9 protein-coding genes, 1 tRNA gene and 3 pseudogenes are annotated in these 16,468 nt (G+C 42.9%); 6 read left to right on the forward strand and 7 right to left on the reverse strand.

The annotated features are described in order from the left end of the window. Positions 1-102 precede the first annotated feature (102 nt). The 3 genes from FTU35_RS02700 to pyrC all read right to left on the reverse strand — a co-directional run bounded on the left by FTU35_RS02700 (position 103) and on the right by pyrC (position 2,158). Entirely contained in the window at positions 103-261 is a 159-nt protein-coding gene (locus FTU35_RS02700; RefSeq protein WP_004972674.1) for a hypothetical protein, read from the reverse strand. 215 nt (positions 262-476) lie between these two features. Continuing rightward, positions 477-1,139, reverse strand: coding sequence for a ribonuclease T (gene rnt, locus FTU35_RS02705; RefSeq protein WP_096902181.1), 663 nt, complete (start codon positions 1,137-1,139; stop codon positions 477-479). After that, positions 1,124-2,158, reverse strand: coding sequence for a dihydroorotase (gene pyrC, locus FTU35_RS02710; RefSeq protein ID WP_004972678.1), 1,035 nt, complete (start codon positions 2,156-2,158; stop codon positions 1,124-1,126). The genes rnt and pyrC overlap by 16 nt, the downstream gene beginning before the upstream one ends. Before the next feature lie 197 nt (positions 2,159-2,355). Between pyrC and FTU35_RS02715 the strand changes: the two genes are divergently transcribed. After that, positions 2,356-3,615, forward strand: coding sequence for a GGDEF domain-containing protein (locus tag FTU35_RS02715; protein WP_096902183.1), 1,260 nt, complete (start codon positions 2,356-2,358; stop codon positions 3,613-3,615). A 116-nt stretch (positions 3,616-3,731) separates the two neighbouring features. Here FTU35_RS02715 and argG read toward each other — a convergent pair whose 3' ends face one another. Next, on the reverse strand, positions 3,732-5,075 hold the full coding sequence (gene argG / locus FTU35_RS02720; protein WP_179988925.1) for an argininosuccinate synthase: 1,344 nt from the start codon (positions 5,073-5,075) through the stop codon (positions 3,732-3,734). A gap of 611 nt (positions 5,076-5,686) precedes the next feature. Between argG and FTU35_RS02725 the strand changes: the two genes are divergently transcribed. Beyond that, positions 5,687-7,720 (forward strand): NADPH-dependent 2,4-dienoyl-CoA reductase, encoded by a 2,034-nt coding sequence (locus FTU35_RS02725; protein WP_180064475.1) that lies wholly within the window; start codon positions 5,687-5,689, stop codon positions 7,718-7,720. A gap of 129 nt (positions 7,721-7,849) precedes the next feature. After that, positions 7,850-7,939, forward strand: a tRNA-Ser gene (locus FTU35_RS02730). A 727-nt stretch (positions 7,940-8,666) separates the two neighbouring features. Here the strand turns inward: FTU35_RS02730 and FTU35_RS02735 are convergent. From FTU35_RS02735 to FTU35_RS02745, 3 genes and pseudogenes are all read right to left on the reverse strand, one after another. Beyond that, positions 8,667-8,894 (reverse strand): annotated as a pseudogene (locus tag FTU35_RS02735) (transposase domain-containing protein); the annotation flags it as partial. A 104-nt stretch (positions 8,895-8,998) separates the two neighbouring features. Then, positions 8,999-10,660 (reverse strand): group II intron reverse transcriptase/maturase, encoded by a 1,662-nt coding sequence (gene ltrA, locus FTU35_RS02740; RefSeq protein WP_096902630.1) that lies wholly within the window; start codon positions 10,658-10,660, stop codon positions 8,999-9,001. A 575-nt stretch (positions 10,661-11,235) separates the two neighbouring features. Next, positions 11,236-11,664 (reverse strand): annotated as a pseudogene (locus FTU35_RS02745) (IS66 family transposase); the annotation flags it as partial. Between the two features lie 101 nt (positions 11,665-11,765). Here FTU35_RS02745 and FTU35_RS02755 point away from each other — a divergent pair. The 3 genes and pseudogenes from FTU35_RS02755 to FTU35_RS02765 form a co-directional block, all read left to right on the forward strand. Then, a pseudogene (locus FTU35_RS02755) lies at positions 11,766-14,585 on the forward strand (ImcF-related family protein); the annotation flags it as partial. A gap of 37 nt (positions 14,586-14,622) precedes the next feature. Then, positions 14,623-15,582 (forward strand): type VI secretion system-associated protein TagF, encoded by a 960-nt coding sequence (tagF, locus tag FTU35_RS02760; RefSeq protein WP_180064476.1) that lies wholly within the window; start codon positions 14,623-14,625, stop codon positions 15,580-15,582. Between the two features lie 2 nt (positions 15,583-15,584). Then, positions 15,585-16,352 carry an OmpA family protein gene (locus FTU35_RS02765; protein ID WP_180064477.1) on the forward strand — a complete coding sequence of 256 codons (768 nt, stop codon included), beginning with the start codon at positions 15,585-15,587 and terminating at the stop codon, positions 16,350-16,352. The last annotated feature ends 116 nt before the right edge of the window (positions 16,353-16,468 follow it).

A 16,468-nucleotide genomic window follows, 5' to 3' on the forward strand; every position in this document is an offset into this window, starting at 1 on the left:
CCTGAATCTAAAAAAACTGCCGCACGATTTGTTATTTGCTTAAAAAATAATACATCTTTAAAAATAAATCAGTGCATGTAAATTTGAATACGGTGCATCATTTTAATGATCAGGGGTTTGATATTGCTTTTCAGTGGTTGTTGTTTGTGTGGCTGCGGGTTGAGTGCTTGGTTTAGGTTGAGCAGGCTCACGATTCACAATATAAAGATACAACGCAGAAGGCGCGAGAATGACCAAAACCAAGACAATTTTTTTCAACATGGCAGAATCAATAACACAAATTGGAATATTGCCATTATAACCAAAGCCAGCTCAAAAGACTGCATGCATAAAAGCTGATTCGCAGTAAAAATCATTTTGATGCTCAGTCTTGTGGTTGAAAAGCACGAATCAAAACCACAACACTAAAAAGAAAACAGGACGACAAACGCAGTCTGTCATCCTGTAAACATCTCAATGTTCGAGTACAAATCGTATTATTGATCTGTGTTGAGTAAGTTCTCTACCATGTGCGGCGCAAGTTTATTTAGAATAAAACAAAACAGCTCTGCAGTTTTTTGCGTATCGTATAAAGCTGAATGAGCTTCTTTGCCATCAAACTCAATACCTGCCTGAATGCATGATTTTGCCAGCACCGTTTGACCAAACATCACCGCACTTAAAGTCACTGTATCAAACACTGAAAAGCTGTGGAATGGGTTTTGGTTTTTCGTGCCTGTGCGGGCAATGGCTGCTTGTACAAAGCCTAAATCGAAATGCGCATTGTGACCGACCAAAATGGCATGGGTACAATTCTGTTGGCGACGCACTTCATTGACTGATTTGAAAATCCGTTTTAATGCGGTTTTTTCATCTTCAGCCATAGCCATACGCATAGGGTTGAAAGGATCAATCCCAATAAAGTCCAACGAACGACGGTCTAAATTTGCCCCTTCAAACGGGTTGATATGCGCATGATACGCTTCACCTGGTACAAATTTGCCATCCGCATCATAAATAATTGGAATGGCAGCAATTTCCAACAAAGCATCGGTTTGGGCATTAAAGCCTGCGGTTTCCACATCGACCACCACAGGCAAAAAACCACGAAAACGTTGCCCCATCACGGGCAAAGTTGTATCTGTCACACTTTTCTCCATTGAATGGTTTTACCCGCATATAACGGAATAATTTGTTCACCATCCAAGTAGTCTAAACTGGTTGGAATGATTTGCTCTTCTTTCACCAAAGTAATGGTGTTGGTATTACGCGGCAAACCATAAAAATCTGCACCAAAGAAGCTTGCAAAGCCTTCTAAGCGGTCAATACGTCCAACTTGATCAAAAGCTTGTGCATAAAGCTCAATTGCCGTAGGCGCACTATAGCAGCCTGCACAGCCACATGCATTTTCTTTGGCATTTTTTGAGTGCGGTGCGCTATCTGTCCCTAAGAAAAATTTAGGATTTCCGCTAGTTGCGACTTCTAATAAGGTTTGTTGATGGGTTTGACGCTTTAAAATAGGCAAACAATAGAAATGCGGTTTTACGCCACCTACTAACATATCATTACGGTTAAATAATAAATGTTGTGGGGTAATGGTTGCTGCGACATTACGGCCTTGTTCTAAAACAAATTGCGCTGCTTCAGAGGTCGTAATGTGTTCAAGCACCAATTTTAAGTTTGGAAATTGTTGTAATAATGGTGAAAGCACTTCATCTAAGAAACGTTTTTCACGGTCAAAAATATCGACATGATTGTGCGTGACTTCGCCGTGCAGTAATAATGGCACTTGTTGTTCTTCAAGTTGCTCAATCACCGCATATACTTTACGAATGTCGCTCACCCCATTGTCTGAATTGGTGGTCGCGCCAGCAGGGTAAAGTTTAATGGCATTCACATGCGCAGAGGCTTTAATTTTCTTGACTTCTTCGGGAGAGGTTTGATCGGTAAAATACAACACCATACGCGGATCAAAATTTACACCTTCAGGGACGTGTGCCATGATGCGTTCACGATACGCTTCCGCTTCTTCTACCGTTTTTACTGGTGGAACAAGGTTAGGCATACAAATTGCGCGTGAAAATTGCTTGGCAAGATCGGGAACAGTACGTTGTAGTGCTAAACCATCACGTAAATGAGCATGCCAGTCATCTGGCTGGATAAGAGTAATCGTATTCAAGGCGCTGCCAGTCTGAAAAATAAAACAGATGATAATCTATAAATGTTAAAATGGTAACGTCGAAAGCCATAAAAAATAGAAATGCCTGAATTAATTGTTTCGACATTGTGTTATTTTTAAACCACTAAAAAAATTATATTCAGGTTGTTACAGTTTTGCTGTGCAACAATCGTGATTAAATGGAATTTAAAGCATCCATGGAATACAAATATAAGTTAGCCAAGCTACAGTACGACAAAGAAAAAAATGAAGAGTTGATTAAACGTCAACGTAAACGTGCGGGGCAGGTTTTTCCGAAACAACTGGAAGTTGAGTTTTGGCAACAGCATCTTGAACAAGCTCGGCACAACATTAACCAATATTTTTGGTCGGGCGTACTCATCTACTTTATTATCACCGTGCTGATGATTACTGGGGATTATTGGATTATTGATCGTAATTTTTTTAAACACGATTTTATCCACTCTTTACTAGGCTTGGTCAATGGCGCGTTTTGCTTACTGACCCTGTTCTTTTTTGCCCATTATAAAATTTTGCGCCCGTATTATGCCTATGCCGCCATGGCTATGATTTTTTGGGCCATTGTGTCGATGACCTGGCTGACCATGACGGTGCATACCGAAGTGTTTAGACACCAAGCCATGATGATCATCAGCATGATTTATATTATGGGTTTTGTACTGACGGGGGTGAAGCCGTTTCACATGCTGCTGACTGGGTTAATGGCGGCTGTGGTTGCCATGATTATGCTATTAACCTTGTATATTCCAATTGATGTGATGGTGATGGGGCGGGTGTTGGTTGGCAGTACGGTAGTGGGTTTTTTAATCAGTAAAATGCTGTGTACCCGTGAGCGGATGATTTTTTTGGTCATGCACCAAGCCCGACTTAGTGAAAAAATTAACCGTATTCATGCTGAAGAATTGTTGCATTTAAGTCAGCATGACGCGCTGACTAAAGTATCCAACAGACGTACTTTTGATGAAATGCTGGACAGCTATTTCGAACAGGCACGGCATGATGAAGTGCCATTGTCTTTACTCTTTATCGATGTCGATTTTTTTAAAAAATATAACGATCATTATGGGCATCAAAAGGGAGATGAAGTCATTTCAGCGATTGCCAAATCCATTAAAGACTCAATTCGTCACATGGATTTTGTTGCGCGTTATGGTGGTGAAGAATTTGTGGTGTTATTGCCAGAAACCGATGCGCATGGTGCGTATGCTGTGGCTTCCAATATTTTTAAAGCGGTTGAGCGTTTAGCGATTCCACATAGTCAATCTTTGGTTGACAGTAATGTCACCATCAGTTTGGGCTTTACCGTCTATAAAGGTGAGGCGGACATTTTTAAAAGCGATTTCTTACAACGTGCAGACCAAGCCTTGTACCGTGCGAAACAGTTGGGACGTAATCAAATTTATTACCACACTTTGCAGGTGGAAGAAGTGCTGTAAATTTTTCTATTGCAGCTTTCATTTAGTATGAATTGTTTAGTCCTCATGTTTAAACAAACATAAAAAAGCCGCTCAATTTGAGCGGCTTTCGATTTCACAAAATCATCACCAAGTGATTATTTGTTTTTGTCTTTCAATTGTGGCACTGCAGAACCTGAACCAATCGACAATAAGCCAGAATTGGTATAAAGACCCAATTTAGCGCGTGTATCGGTAATGTCTAGGTTACGCATAGTTAACTGACCAATACGATCCATTGGCGTAAACATTGAATCACCTTTCTCCATAGTTAAACGCTCAGCTTCATAAGTGAGGTTCGGAGATTCAGTGTTCATAATGGTATAGTCATTACCACGACGTAATTCTAAAGTCACTGTACCAGTAATTGCTTTAGCCACCCAACGCTGCGCAGTTTCACGTAACATTAACGCTTGAGAATCGAACCAACGACCTTGATACAATAAACGACCTAAACGTAAACCGTTAATGCGGTATTGTTCAATCGTATCTTCGTTGTGAATACCCGTAACCAAACGCTCATAAGCAATGTGCAATAACGCCATGCCTGGTGCTTCATAAATACCGCGAGATTTTGCTTCAATAATACGGTTTTCGATTTGGTCAGACATCCCCAAACCATGACGACCACCAATACGGTTCGCTTCAAGAATCAGCTCAACAGGGTTTTCAATACGCTGACCGTTCAATGCAACTGGCATACCTTCTTCAAAGGTAACCGACACTTCTTCGGCTTTAACTTCAACGTCATCTTTCCAGAACGCCACGCCCATGATTGGATCAACGATTTTGATGCCAGCATCTAGGTACTCAAGGTCTTTCGCTTCGTGTGTTGCACCTAGCATGTTTGAGTCAGTTGAATAAGCTTTTTCTTTTGACATTTTATAGTCAAAACCATTGTCGATAAGGAATTGTGACATTTCCGCACGACCGCCTAATTCATCAATAAAGGTTTGGTCTAACCACGGCTTATAAATTTTAAGCGCAGGATTAGTCAATAAACCATAACGATAGAAACGCTCAATATCGTTACCTTTATAGGTTGAACCATCACCCCAGATGTTTACGTCATCTTCTTTCATGGCAGTCACTAGCATTGTACCTGTTACTGCACGACCAAGCGGGGTGGTGTTAAAGTAAGGTATACCGCCTGTGCTGATATGGAATGCACCACATTGAATGGCAGCAATACCTTCCAAAGCCAACTGCATACGGCAGTCAACCAAGACTGCTTTTACCGCACCGTATTCTTCGGCTTTCTTTGGAATGGCATCATAGTCATCTTCATCTGGCTGACCCAAGTTTGCGGTATACGCATATGGTTCAGCGCCTTTTTGCTTCATCCACAATAAAGCAGCTGAAGTATCTAGACCACCAGAAAAGGCGATACCGACTTTTTTGCCTACTGGTACATTCTGCAAGATAGTTGCATTATCAGTCATTGCTAGTCCTAACTTTTTTAAAATAGGCACCACATTTGGTGGCCAAGGAGAATTCTAAACTGCAAATTATAGCACTCTTTAAAATGCTTGTTTTCGTTAAAAAAGCGCATTTGATAAAAAAATCAGGTTCAGGCTTAAATTTTCATTTAGAAATGGCAAACTTGGTATAGATGTTGAAGATCAAAACCTGCAATTGGGATGGTGCAGAATAAAATCACTTTTACTTTTGGGCGGATTTATATCAAGTTTATATCAAGAATAGTTAGGGTCTATTGCCAAGTTTCATAACGCAATCTGAGAAAGTTTTAGCCACATGAGCAAGAACAAAGCACTGCTTTGTTTGCTGCGCAAGGGGACAAGCATATTTTTTGCTGCTATTGCGTTATGAGTCAGTCATTTAGAATGATTAAATTTCCTGCCTCATGCCTTATATCAGCTAAAAAACCTTGCGAGATATATCTCTCACGTCGCAAACATAGAAGAAGTGTCAACAGACCCTATAAATTGACGTTTGCGCCACACAGTCGAACTTTAGAGTCATAAACAGTTTATAAAAATCGGTTAAAGTATTCATGCAACAAGTTGCAAAGCTCATTATATAAGGACTCATCATGACAACTCGCTATGCAAATATTCTAAAACCATTACATTTAGGATTTACCACCATTAAAAACCGTGTCGTGATGGGTTCAATGCACACGGGTTTGGAAGATCGTTTTTATAATTATCCAAAACTGGCTGCTTATTTTGGCGAACGTGCCAAAGGTGGCGTGGGTTTAATTATTACAGGTGGTATTTCACCTAACCGTCAAGGCTGGTTATTGCCTGCGGGCGGTACTATGAATACATTGGGCGATGTTGCACCACATCGATTAGTGACACATGCCGTACATAAGCATGGTGCGAAAATTTTAATGCAAATTCTGCATTCAGGACGCTATGGTTATCAACCATTTGTGGTGTCTGCAAGTCCGATTAAATCTCCAATTTCACCATTTAAACCACGTAAAATGAGTGAAAGACAAATTTTAAATACCATTGAAGATTATGCGAAAACAGCTAGTTTAGCCAAAATGGCAGGCTACGATGGTGTCGAAATTATGGGTTCGGAAGGCTATTTACTGAATCAGTTTTTAAGCCGTCATGTGAATCAGCGTGAAGACCAATGGGGCGGTACGATTGAAAACCGTATGCGTTTTGCTTTAAAAGTAGTCAAAGCCATTCGCGCCGAAGTGGGTGAAAAATTTATTATCTGCTTCCGCTTGTCGATGCTGGATTTAGTCCACGATGGCAATACCATGCACGAAGTGATTACCGTTGCCAAAGCCTTAGAGCATGCGGGTGTGAACTTGCTCAATACAGGGATTGGCTGGCATGAAGCGCGCATTCCAACCATCGTGACTTCTGTGCCACGCGCAGCTTTTGTTGATTACACCGCAGAAGTGAAAAAACACGTTGAGATTCCTGTAATTGCATCCAACCGTATTAATATGCCTGATACTGCAGAAGAAATATTGGCAGCGGGTAAAGCTGATATGATTCAAATGGCACGACCATTGTTGGCAGATGCGTTTTGGGTCAATAAAACTGCGACCAATCGTGTCAATGAAATTAACACCTGTATTGCCTGTAACCAAGCGTGTTTAGATCATACCTTTAAAAATCAGCGTGCGACTTGTTTGGTCAATCCGCGTGCAGCCTATGAAACTGAATTGGTCTATGAAAAAACCAAGCAACCGAAGCGTATTGCAGTTGTCGGTGGTGGTGTTGCGGGAATGTCTGCTGCTACAGTTGCTGCTAGTCGTGGGCACCATGTGACTTTATTTGAAGCCAGCAACGAAGTGGGCGGTCAATTCAACTTGGCAAAAGTCGTGCCGGGCAAAGAAGAATTTCACGAAACCATTCGCTACTTTAAAGTGCAAATTGAAAAAACTGGGGTCGATTTGCGTTTAAATACCAAAGTCAACCGCGAGCAACTCGAACGTGAAGGTTTTGATGAAGTGGTCATTGCAACAGGTGTAGTACCACGTGCTTTAAAAATTGAAGGCAGCGATGCACCGCAAGTATTGTCTTATGCAGAAGTATTACGTGGTGCACCTGTTGGACAAAAAGTCGCTGTGATTGGTGCAGGCGGTATCGGTTTTGATGTGTCGGAGTTTTTACTGAAACCTGAACATCAGCCACAACCGCAGCCTTTGGCAGATTGGCAGCGTGAGTGGGGAGTCGATCCGAATCCTAACTATGTGACTGAAGGTGGTATGCTTGCTCCAGAAGTTCATCCCCCAGTCCGTGAAATTTATTTATTGCAACGTAAGACGACAGCTTTAGGTGCAGGTTTGGGTAAAACTTCAGGATGGGTACATCGTGCACAGTTGAAAAAACATGCGGTGCGTATGCTACGTGGTGTGCAATATAAAGCCATCAGCAATGAAGGCTTGTGGATTGAAATGGCAGGTCAAGACCAATTGTTACGTGTAGATAGCATTGTAGTCTGTGCAGGGCAGGAGTCGGTTAAAGATTTAATGCCTGCGGCAGATGAAAATACTTTGGCTAACTATCATATTATTGGTGGTGCAAAGCTTGCTGCAGAGTTAGATGCAAAACGTGCGATTCGTGAAGGGGCTGAATTGGCTGCTAAACTTTAAAAAGTGAGGTGGCTATGCTGTTGTTTTGATGAACTTTAGCGCTGATTTGGTGAAACAATATTCACTTGAGTGCTTGAGTGGTATTTTTTACTTGTCATCAAATCAAAAGCTTCGTATCATGGCCCACATGGAAGCGTGGCAGAGCGGTTTAATGCACCGGTCTTGAAAACCGACGAGGGCGCGAGTCCTCCGTGAGTTCGAATCTCACCGCTTCCGCCAAATATCAATGACTTAGCCCTGACATATTCAGGGCTTTGTTGTTTCTAGGGTTATGCAACGTAAGCCTGTAGTAAGCAAAAAATATTTAATTTTGAAATACTAATTATCAAATTGCTTGAATTGTTTCTAATATATAAGATGTGCTTATCTTCAGAACAACAATTTAGAAGTTAAGTTATGGACATTTTTGAGTTTGTTAGTAGTTACAAGAATCACCCAGTTTTATTTGTGGGTACTGGTCTAAGTCTTCGATATTTAAATAACTCTTTTAATTGGGAAGGGCTTTTGAAGTATGTAGCTATTGATCTCTATGGCACCGATGAAAAATTTTATGATATGAAGAACAAGGTGCATAAGACCCATGATGGCATACGCGCCAACTTAAGGCTTAAATTGTTGAAATATATTATAATTATCGCTTGAAAAATAAAAAAGGTGGTTGTATTTATTAATGCGCTAACACAAAACACAACTACCGTGGCGTATCATGATTCATTTTCAACAGTTATTACAAGTACTTCCTTCAAATATTGAACAAATGGCGATCAATTGTAATGCTTTTCAACGGGCTAGAAAAATTAAATGTAAGCGTCCGCTGAACCCCATGCCTATTTTTTAATTTGAGTTGGATTTCCAGCGATGTGGCAGTAATTCTTCTATTTGGGTCGCTTTATGCGTCGGCAGCCTTTTCAGTACAGTAAGCATCCGCTGAACCCCATAGCTTTTTTTAATTCGATTCAGGTTTCCAGCGGTGCGGCAGCAATTCTTCAATTTGGGTCACTTTATGTGTCGGCAGCCTTTTCAGCACATCACTTAAATAGGCATACGGATCCAAGCCATTCAGCTTTGCTGACTGGATTAAAGTCATGATATTCGCCGCTCGCTGACCACTGCGCAGCGAACCTGCAAACAGCCAGTTCTTGCGCCCCAACGCCCAGGGACGCATCTGATTGTCGGGTAGTCAGACGCAGTTACCTACGTCCAACCCCCTAAGAACCGTGCATGCGAGTTTCCCAGCACACGGCTCAAGCCTCTGCTAAGGCGCCATTCGGCACCCGGTTATACATCGTTGACATTGGCAAATTGAACACTCCTTGGACAATACAGATGGTAAATCTCAAGATTAGCAACTGCATCCGTTCCACCATGACTTAGCTTCACAATATGACGGCTGTGCCATGGTGTATCTTTGGTGACTGGTTTAAGACAGGCGCAGCAGCGACCACCTTGTTTTAGCCACACCCGATACAGCTTGGCTCGCCCCTTTGCGGAGACCAGCATTCTTTTACCCCATCGGGATTCGAAGTACTCATCCCATGCGGGGTCATGAGGGTTAGCAGCAGCCTTGATCTTGATATGTCGCACAATTGGCGTGTCCGAGGCAGACACTAATGTGTATTGTCGCTTCCGACCATCAGCGGACTGTTCATCACATGAGAACACCCATCGACGCGCTCCTTGTACTTTGAAATACCGATCTTTGACCCATCGGAGTGTTTTGCGAGGGTGGCGACGTACCGCCCATCGCCAGAGCATTTCCCACACTGCGCTGTCTACCTGGTTGAAAACCTTCTTGGCAACGACATAACTATGATAGTTGGCCCAACCCCTTAGAATAGGGTTGAGCAAACCGATCAAAGTGGCCTGTCGTGTCGCTTTGTTTGCATTGATTAATGCTCGCAGCTTATCGAGATGAGCACTGATGTTTGCCTTTGACGGCTTGATCAGTAGCTTGCCATTGTACTTGCGTACGTTCCACCCAAGAAAATCGAACCCGTTCCCTATGTGCGTGATTTTGGTCTTTTCCTGAGAGAGCACGAGACCGCGCTCCGCCAGAAATTCAACCACGGCAGGGCGAACTTCATTTTCGAGCCACTCTTTAGAATACCCCGTGATGATGAAATCATCCGCATACCGTACCAGTTGCAGCTTTTTGCCTGTCCATTTGGCGTTAGGGAACCTCTTCGCCAGCATCGTTTCCAGTCCGTCCAAGGTCATGTTGGCCAACACCGGGGAGATAATACCTCCTTGCGGTGTTCCGGAAAGACTGGGAAACAGCTTGCTTTGGTAGACGTAACCGGCTTTGAGCCATTTCCGTAGAATCACCTTGTCCATTGGGAGGTTGGCGATCATCCAGTCATGGCTGATATTGTCGAAACAGCCTTGAATGTCACCCTCTAGCACCCACTCCGCACTTACTTTTCTTGACAGCACACCAAAGCACTGTGCTGCAGCATCCGCGGTTGAGCGTTGTGGTCTGAATCCATAAGAGTTCCGATCAGCGGTGGTCTCCGCGATGGGTTCCAAAGCCAGCAGATGGAGCGCCTGCATGGCCCGGCATTTCATCGTGGGTATCCCGAGAGGTCTCATCTTGCCATTTTTCTTCGGAATAAGGACTCTCCGAAGCGGAAGGGGCGTGTAACCTCGCCTCTTCAACGACATCATCGCACCGGTCTTGGCCTTGGGTGTATTCCAAGTCACCTTGTCGACCCCAGCCGTGTTTTTGCCTTTGTTTTCAGACACTCGTTTTACGGCCAATGCTTTGCCACTAAACGAGTGAGTCAGCAGCCATTGCAGAGCTTTCGCCTTGTTATACCTGCCGTCTTGTACCGCCTTCACAATACGCGCTTGCAGCCCTCTGACATGACGCTGTACAGCAATCCAATCGATGCTGTCCCACGATGTGCTGGAAGGCGCACACGCTGATACTGCTGCGTTCATTTGCTCTCCCTCCATTAAAAGGGTTCTACACACTCTCTTGTGATGAGAGACCATAAGGACGTCAGCCCGCTTTCGCGTGAGGTAATGTTTCAACCTCTATCCAACCCATTACAGACTGGCATTCGCTTTTTCCTCGTTCCTTCGCCCGCATCACCATGGGCAGTTTTTGCAAACTGCTTTCCCAATGGGGGTAATACGGGATTTCCACGTTCCGCTTACTGAAGTACATCGGCTTAGGTGCCTGCTATCGACCGGGAGGCGTATGGGTCACGAATGCGTAGTAGAAAGACGCGATTCCCACCTCCATTACCGTTTTGGTTCGAGCGTATTAGCCATTTCCGCTCGTTCAATTTAACGATCGTTGCGCAGATTCACATGTGTTCACCATACCGATTATCTAGCCCTTGTCCGGCTATGGCTGCCAGAAGAGTACGCCTCTCACGATTGATACCCCGCACCTTACGGTGCCTCGTTACATTGTCGAAGGCGCTCTTTATTCAGCCTTCTAGATTCACCCGGTGACACGGGTGGTTCCCGCAGGGGGAACAACTTCATTAAGCGACTTCGTGTCGCACCTCTACCCAATTGTTGCATATCGGTAGATTGCCATCACCCAAATAGCGGCTTAAAGCTGGCCAACGCTTCAGAGTGTAATTGATGGCCTTGGCGGTGGGAGAACTCGATGGCACTGTCAGATGATGTTGGTTGAGCCATTCATATAGTTGTTGCATCACTGGTTGACTATGCTGTTGTCGGTATTCGCGGCGGTCTTCCGCTGTACCATCGGTCTTTTTCCTGAGTTCTGCTTCTATCGCATACAGTTTCTGAATCAGCACTAAGGCCTGTTCAGCGACCTGACTTTTCCCAGTTACATGCAGTTCATGGAATTTACGACGTGCATGGGCCATGCAGCCCACCTCAATGACCTGGCCTGATTTGAAGCGTGCTTTATAACCACTGTAATCATCACAGACTAGATAGCCCTGCCAGCCTTTCAAGAACTCTGTCAACGGCAATTTAAAACTGACCCCTTTGATCTCGTATTAAGTTTCAACCTGTGGCTGAATCCCTATTCTTTTTTTATCCTTCAAACGATAACTCTCACCCGATGGAATTTAAAACCTTAAAGCCAGCATTAAAAAGTTTTATTGGGACTTTATTTGAAGATAATCCGTATCAATTCCAACCTGTTTTTCGAGGTTTTTACTTTACCAGTGCGTTACAGGAAGGCAGCATCGAAAGCCCGATGACAGAAAGTATCGCACAAGAATTTCAACTGCAGCAGATTGCAAGTCCTTTTCAGGACGAAGAAAAAAGTTCGATTGCCCCAAATCATGGCTATTTTTTACAAGGTCTGTTTTCCAATGTGATTTTGCGAGATCAGCATTTGGTGAAACAACATATTAATCCTGCGAAAAAACGTCAGCGTTATATGGCATTTACTGCTGCATTGCTTGGTGTTGGATTGTTGCTCAGTGTTTGGGTATGGTCATATCGCCATAATCAACAACTCATTGCCGATGTTCAGGCAGATTTAGATCAAGTTGTACGTTTGGAAAAAACTTCTGGGCAGGTTTTATCCACGCAATTGGAAAGCTTATTAATTTTACAAGCGCGACTGCAACAGTTGGATGGATTTTCCGAACAACGTCCACTTAAGTTCAGTTTTGGCTTATATCAGGGCAAGCAGTTACGCGAACAGCTCAAAGTTGAATATCTAAAAGGTGTTCAGCAGATTGTATTGTTGCCAACGCAGCAAAATATCGCGCAATATTTACAGCGTGTCCAACAAGATGCGGCAACACTCAAAGCGCATCATATACATGCAAAAACGCAGCAAGTTGCGAAAACTCAACCATATTTAGAGCCTTCCGTGCAAAATCCGCAAGATGCTTATAATGCGTTAAAGGCTTATTTAATGCTGACGAATCCTGAATATCGGGAGAACAGTCATTTAAGTGATCAGATTTCACGTTTTTGGCGCACTTGGTTGGATGCTCATCTTGGGGAAATGCCACGTACTGACATGATTCAGCAGGCAGAAAAAATCCTGTCTTATGCCATGACACTCGCTCATCAGGACGATTTTCCTGTACTGGAAAGTGATGCACAAATGGTCGATCAAACTCGTCAAGTGCTGTTGTCGGTCATTCAGGGAATGCCTGCACGAGATCGGGTATATAACGAAATAAAAATGCGTGCAGCAGTACGTTTTCCTGCGCTAACAGTCAGTCAAATTGTGGGGGAGCAACACAGTCGCATTGTTTTAGGCAGTCATGCTTTGCCTGGCATTTTTACGCAGCAGGCGTGGAGTGAATATGTCGAACAAGCAATTGATCAGGCAGCCAATCAGCCAACGGACAGCAAAGATTGGGTACTCAATAGCCGTCAGTCAGATGATCTGACTTTTTCAGGAAGTCCTGAACAAATCCGTAAACAATTGCTGAGCTTGTATCAGCAAGAATATGTAAGTGAATGGAAGAAATTCCTAAATGGTATTCACTATGCCAAAACAGATCAGTTCAGCCAGCAAGTGAAACAGCTTGATTTGTTGGGAGAGCCGCAAAACTCGCCAATTCGCAAGTTATTGCAACGTATTGCAGTGGAAACCAATTGGGATAATCCAATTGTGCAAGCTGAACTTGCTGTGCCTGAACAAGGATTTATGGCGTGGTTTAAAGACAAAGTGCTGCGTCAATCTAATGACAAAGCTGCAGCGCAGGCAGCTCTAAAAGCGCAAGGTGCGATTTCTCAAGAATACCAAATGTTTTATCAACTGCTGCGTAAACGTGACGATTTACAGGATCAATCTCTGTTTGATGTGTATATGAACAACCTTGCACAGGTGCACAGCAAGTTAAATGATCTTCAAACGGCAGGGGAAATTGGACCAAGTGCAATGGCATTGTTCAAACAAACCATCCATGATCAAAACTCGGTCTTTAATACAACGCAAAAATATGTCGATGAAAAAATGATGGTGGGTTTAAAAGAGGCTGACCAACAATTATTACAAAAACTGTTGATGACACCGCTAACTCAATCTTTTGCAAGTTTAATTGTACCGACACAAGATGAAATTAATAAATTAGGGCGTATTCAAGCCTATCAACCGTTTGCAACACATTTAGGTCAGAAATATCCATTTCATTCAGGGGGGACTTTACAGGCAACCAGTCAGGAAATGGGACAAATTTTTGGTGAAACAGGAAGTATTGCTGGCTTTGTCAAAGACACTTTAGATCCGTTGTTGATTCGTCGTGGTTATGTCTTAACTTCAAAAACATGGAAAGATTTAGGCTTAAATTTAAATCCTCAGTTTGTGATGGCATTTCCGCAATATGTTGCGCCAATTCATGGTATGGCAACAGGACGTTTAGATCAGCCTGCAACATCTGCTGTTTCAAATCAATCCAATTTCCAATTTTATCCATTACAGCACCCACAATTTTTATCGTATAGCATCGATATTGATGGTCAGCGAATGCAGTTTGAAAATGGAATTCAACAATGGGTCAACTTTGTGTGGCCCAATCCAGGCGCAATTCCCGGCGTGCGTATTAGTGCAGTCGATTTAAACGGTCAGTCGCATACTATTTTTGAAGCACCGGGCGAATATGGCATTAACCGTTTAATTGATGCTGCACAGCGCAAAGAGCAAAACGGTCACTTTGAAATGACTTGGGTCAGTAAAACGGAACCATCTTTATCTTTAAAAGTGAATTTCCGACTCATTAGCGGACATAGCTCGGGCAATATTGGTTCAAGTCGTGGTTATGTGGGGTTGCAGTTGGTCGATCAAGTCACCACGACCAAAGCACTTCTTGTGGTTGCTGCACAAACGACAGCAATGAGTCCCGCACAAACAGCGGCTACGCAGTCTAAAACTACAATGTCTGCACAAGTGGGAGGCGTTCCGCAATGATCAAGAGAAATAACACTTGGCAAAAGGCGTGGTGGGTATGCAAGCAGTAAAAACCGTACCTTTATATTATGGAAAAATACCTGCCCGTGGTGATTTTATAAAGTCTAAAGGGCAATCGGAACTCATTCAGCAGCTCGATCAGTGGATTAGTAATGCACTGGAACATGCCATGCAGAGCGCAGATTTTAAACAGCGTTATGCAACTTTGCCTGCTTTAGATTTTTTGATTGCCCATCCAGCAGAACCAATGTTTTTAGCTGTTAATTTAAAGGCGAGCCAAGATAGCTCGGGGCGGGCATTTCCAATGCTACTGGGGCAGTTGTTTGAGGTCGAACAGCCGAGTCAAAAGTTATTATTTGTGCCGTTTTTTTACAAAGCTATTTGGACTGATTTATTGCAACGCAATCAGGTCTTAAGCAATATCCGTGATCCCAATATGTCATTTGAACTGTTGAATCAATTGCCGAATAGGGTTCAACTTTTGAGTGCAGAAGAATACCAAGACTTTTATGAAAAACACAGCACGCATTCATTGGCACAATTATTGAAAATCAGTGTCAATGACTTGGCTCAGAGTATGATTGGGTTGGGACTTTTACTGCAACCCGTCCTCAAAAATGGCACTCGTCGTTTAAACAAAGTGATGATTTTACCGCTGAATCATCCGCGATATTGCTTTGAAATCGCAGCATTTTGGATGGGCATGATCGGGCGATTTTTAGGCGCGCATCATACTGAAATTTTGCTGGGGATACTACATTTTGAGGCACCCATTTTGATCATTGATTTTCAGGGGGCTGATGTCATGACGCTGCGCGATCTATTTATTCAAAATATGCAGGGTGAACATTGGGTTTCTTTAATTCAAGCCACTTGGATTGATGCTTATTTAGAACAAAATGCAGGTCTTGCAACATTGGAACAATTACTTTGTCAGCGGCAGTTAAATCTTAACCAAGCCTTGAAGCTGTTTAGGCAAACTTTTTTAGATAAATAAATATGAAAAATAATCAAAAACGTATTCGCGTAAGTCTACTTATTGGCTTGTGTTTTTTAGTCCAAAGTCATTTGATCTATGCAGCGCCCATTGTTATAGAAGGTGTGGTGCCAAACGAAGCAAGTAAACAAGCTATTTTGGCGAAAATGCAAGCTGTGTATGGTGAAACGCAGGTACTAGATAAAATTCAAGTCCGTGCAGTTGTTGCACCGAATGGTTGGGATGACTCAGTTTCGCGTATGATTACAGCGGATTTAAAAAAGATTTCGCAAGGGCAGTTACGTGTGAAAGGGACTCAAATTGATTTGATAGGAAAGGTGAGTGCTGCTCATCAAATTCAAGCTACGACAGCAAACTTTCAGGCTTTGGTACAGCAGCCTTATCGTTTAAACACGCAGCTTTCAGGGAATCAGTATGAACAAAAGATGCTGGATGCTACGCTCAAAAACAGGATTATTGAGTTTGAATCGGGTAGTGCGATTTTAACTGATGCAGGTCAAAAAATTCTGGATGAAATGGTTGTGGCATTGAAGCAAGTTGGCACCAAAAAAGTGAAAATTGTTGGACATACAGACAGTTCGGGCGATGCGCATAAAAATATAGTGTTAAGCCAATCACGTGCAGGCGCGGTAAAAAATTATTTGATCGATAAAGGTATTGCGATAACGCATTTAAGCACCGAAGGTCAAGGTTCTAATCAGCCTGTCGCAGACAATACAACGCCACAAGGACGTAAGAAAAATCGACGTATTGAATTTGAGGTGCTTTGATTAGTTGATATTGAGCAAGGCGGAAGTTGAGCGTCATGTCCTGATCTTTAGAGCATCTGTGTGTAAACAGATGGCATAGAAAATAAAAACAGCATCAATCATTCAGTAATTTCCAC

This window comes from Acinetobacter sp. YH12095 (genome assembly GCF_013419245.1).
Lineage (GTDB): Bacteria > Pseudomonadota > Gammaproteobacteria > Pseudomonadales > Moraxellaceae > Acinetobacter > Acinetobacter towneri.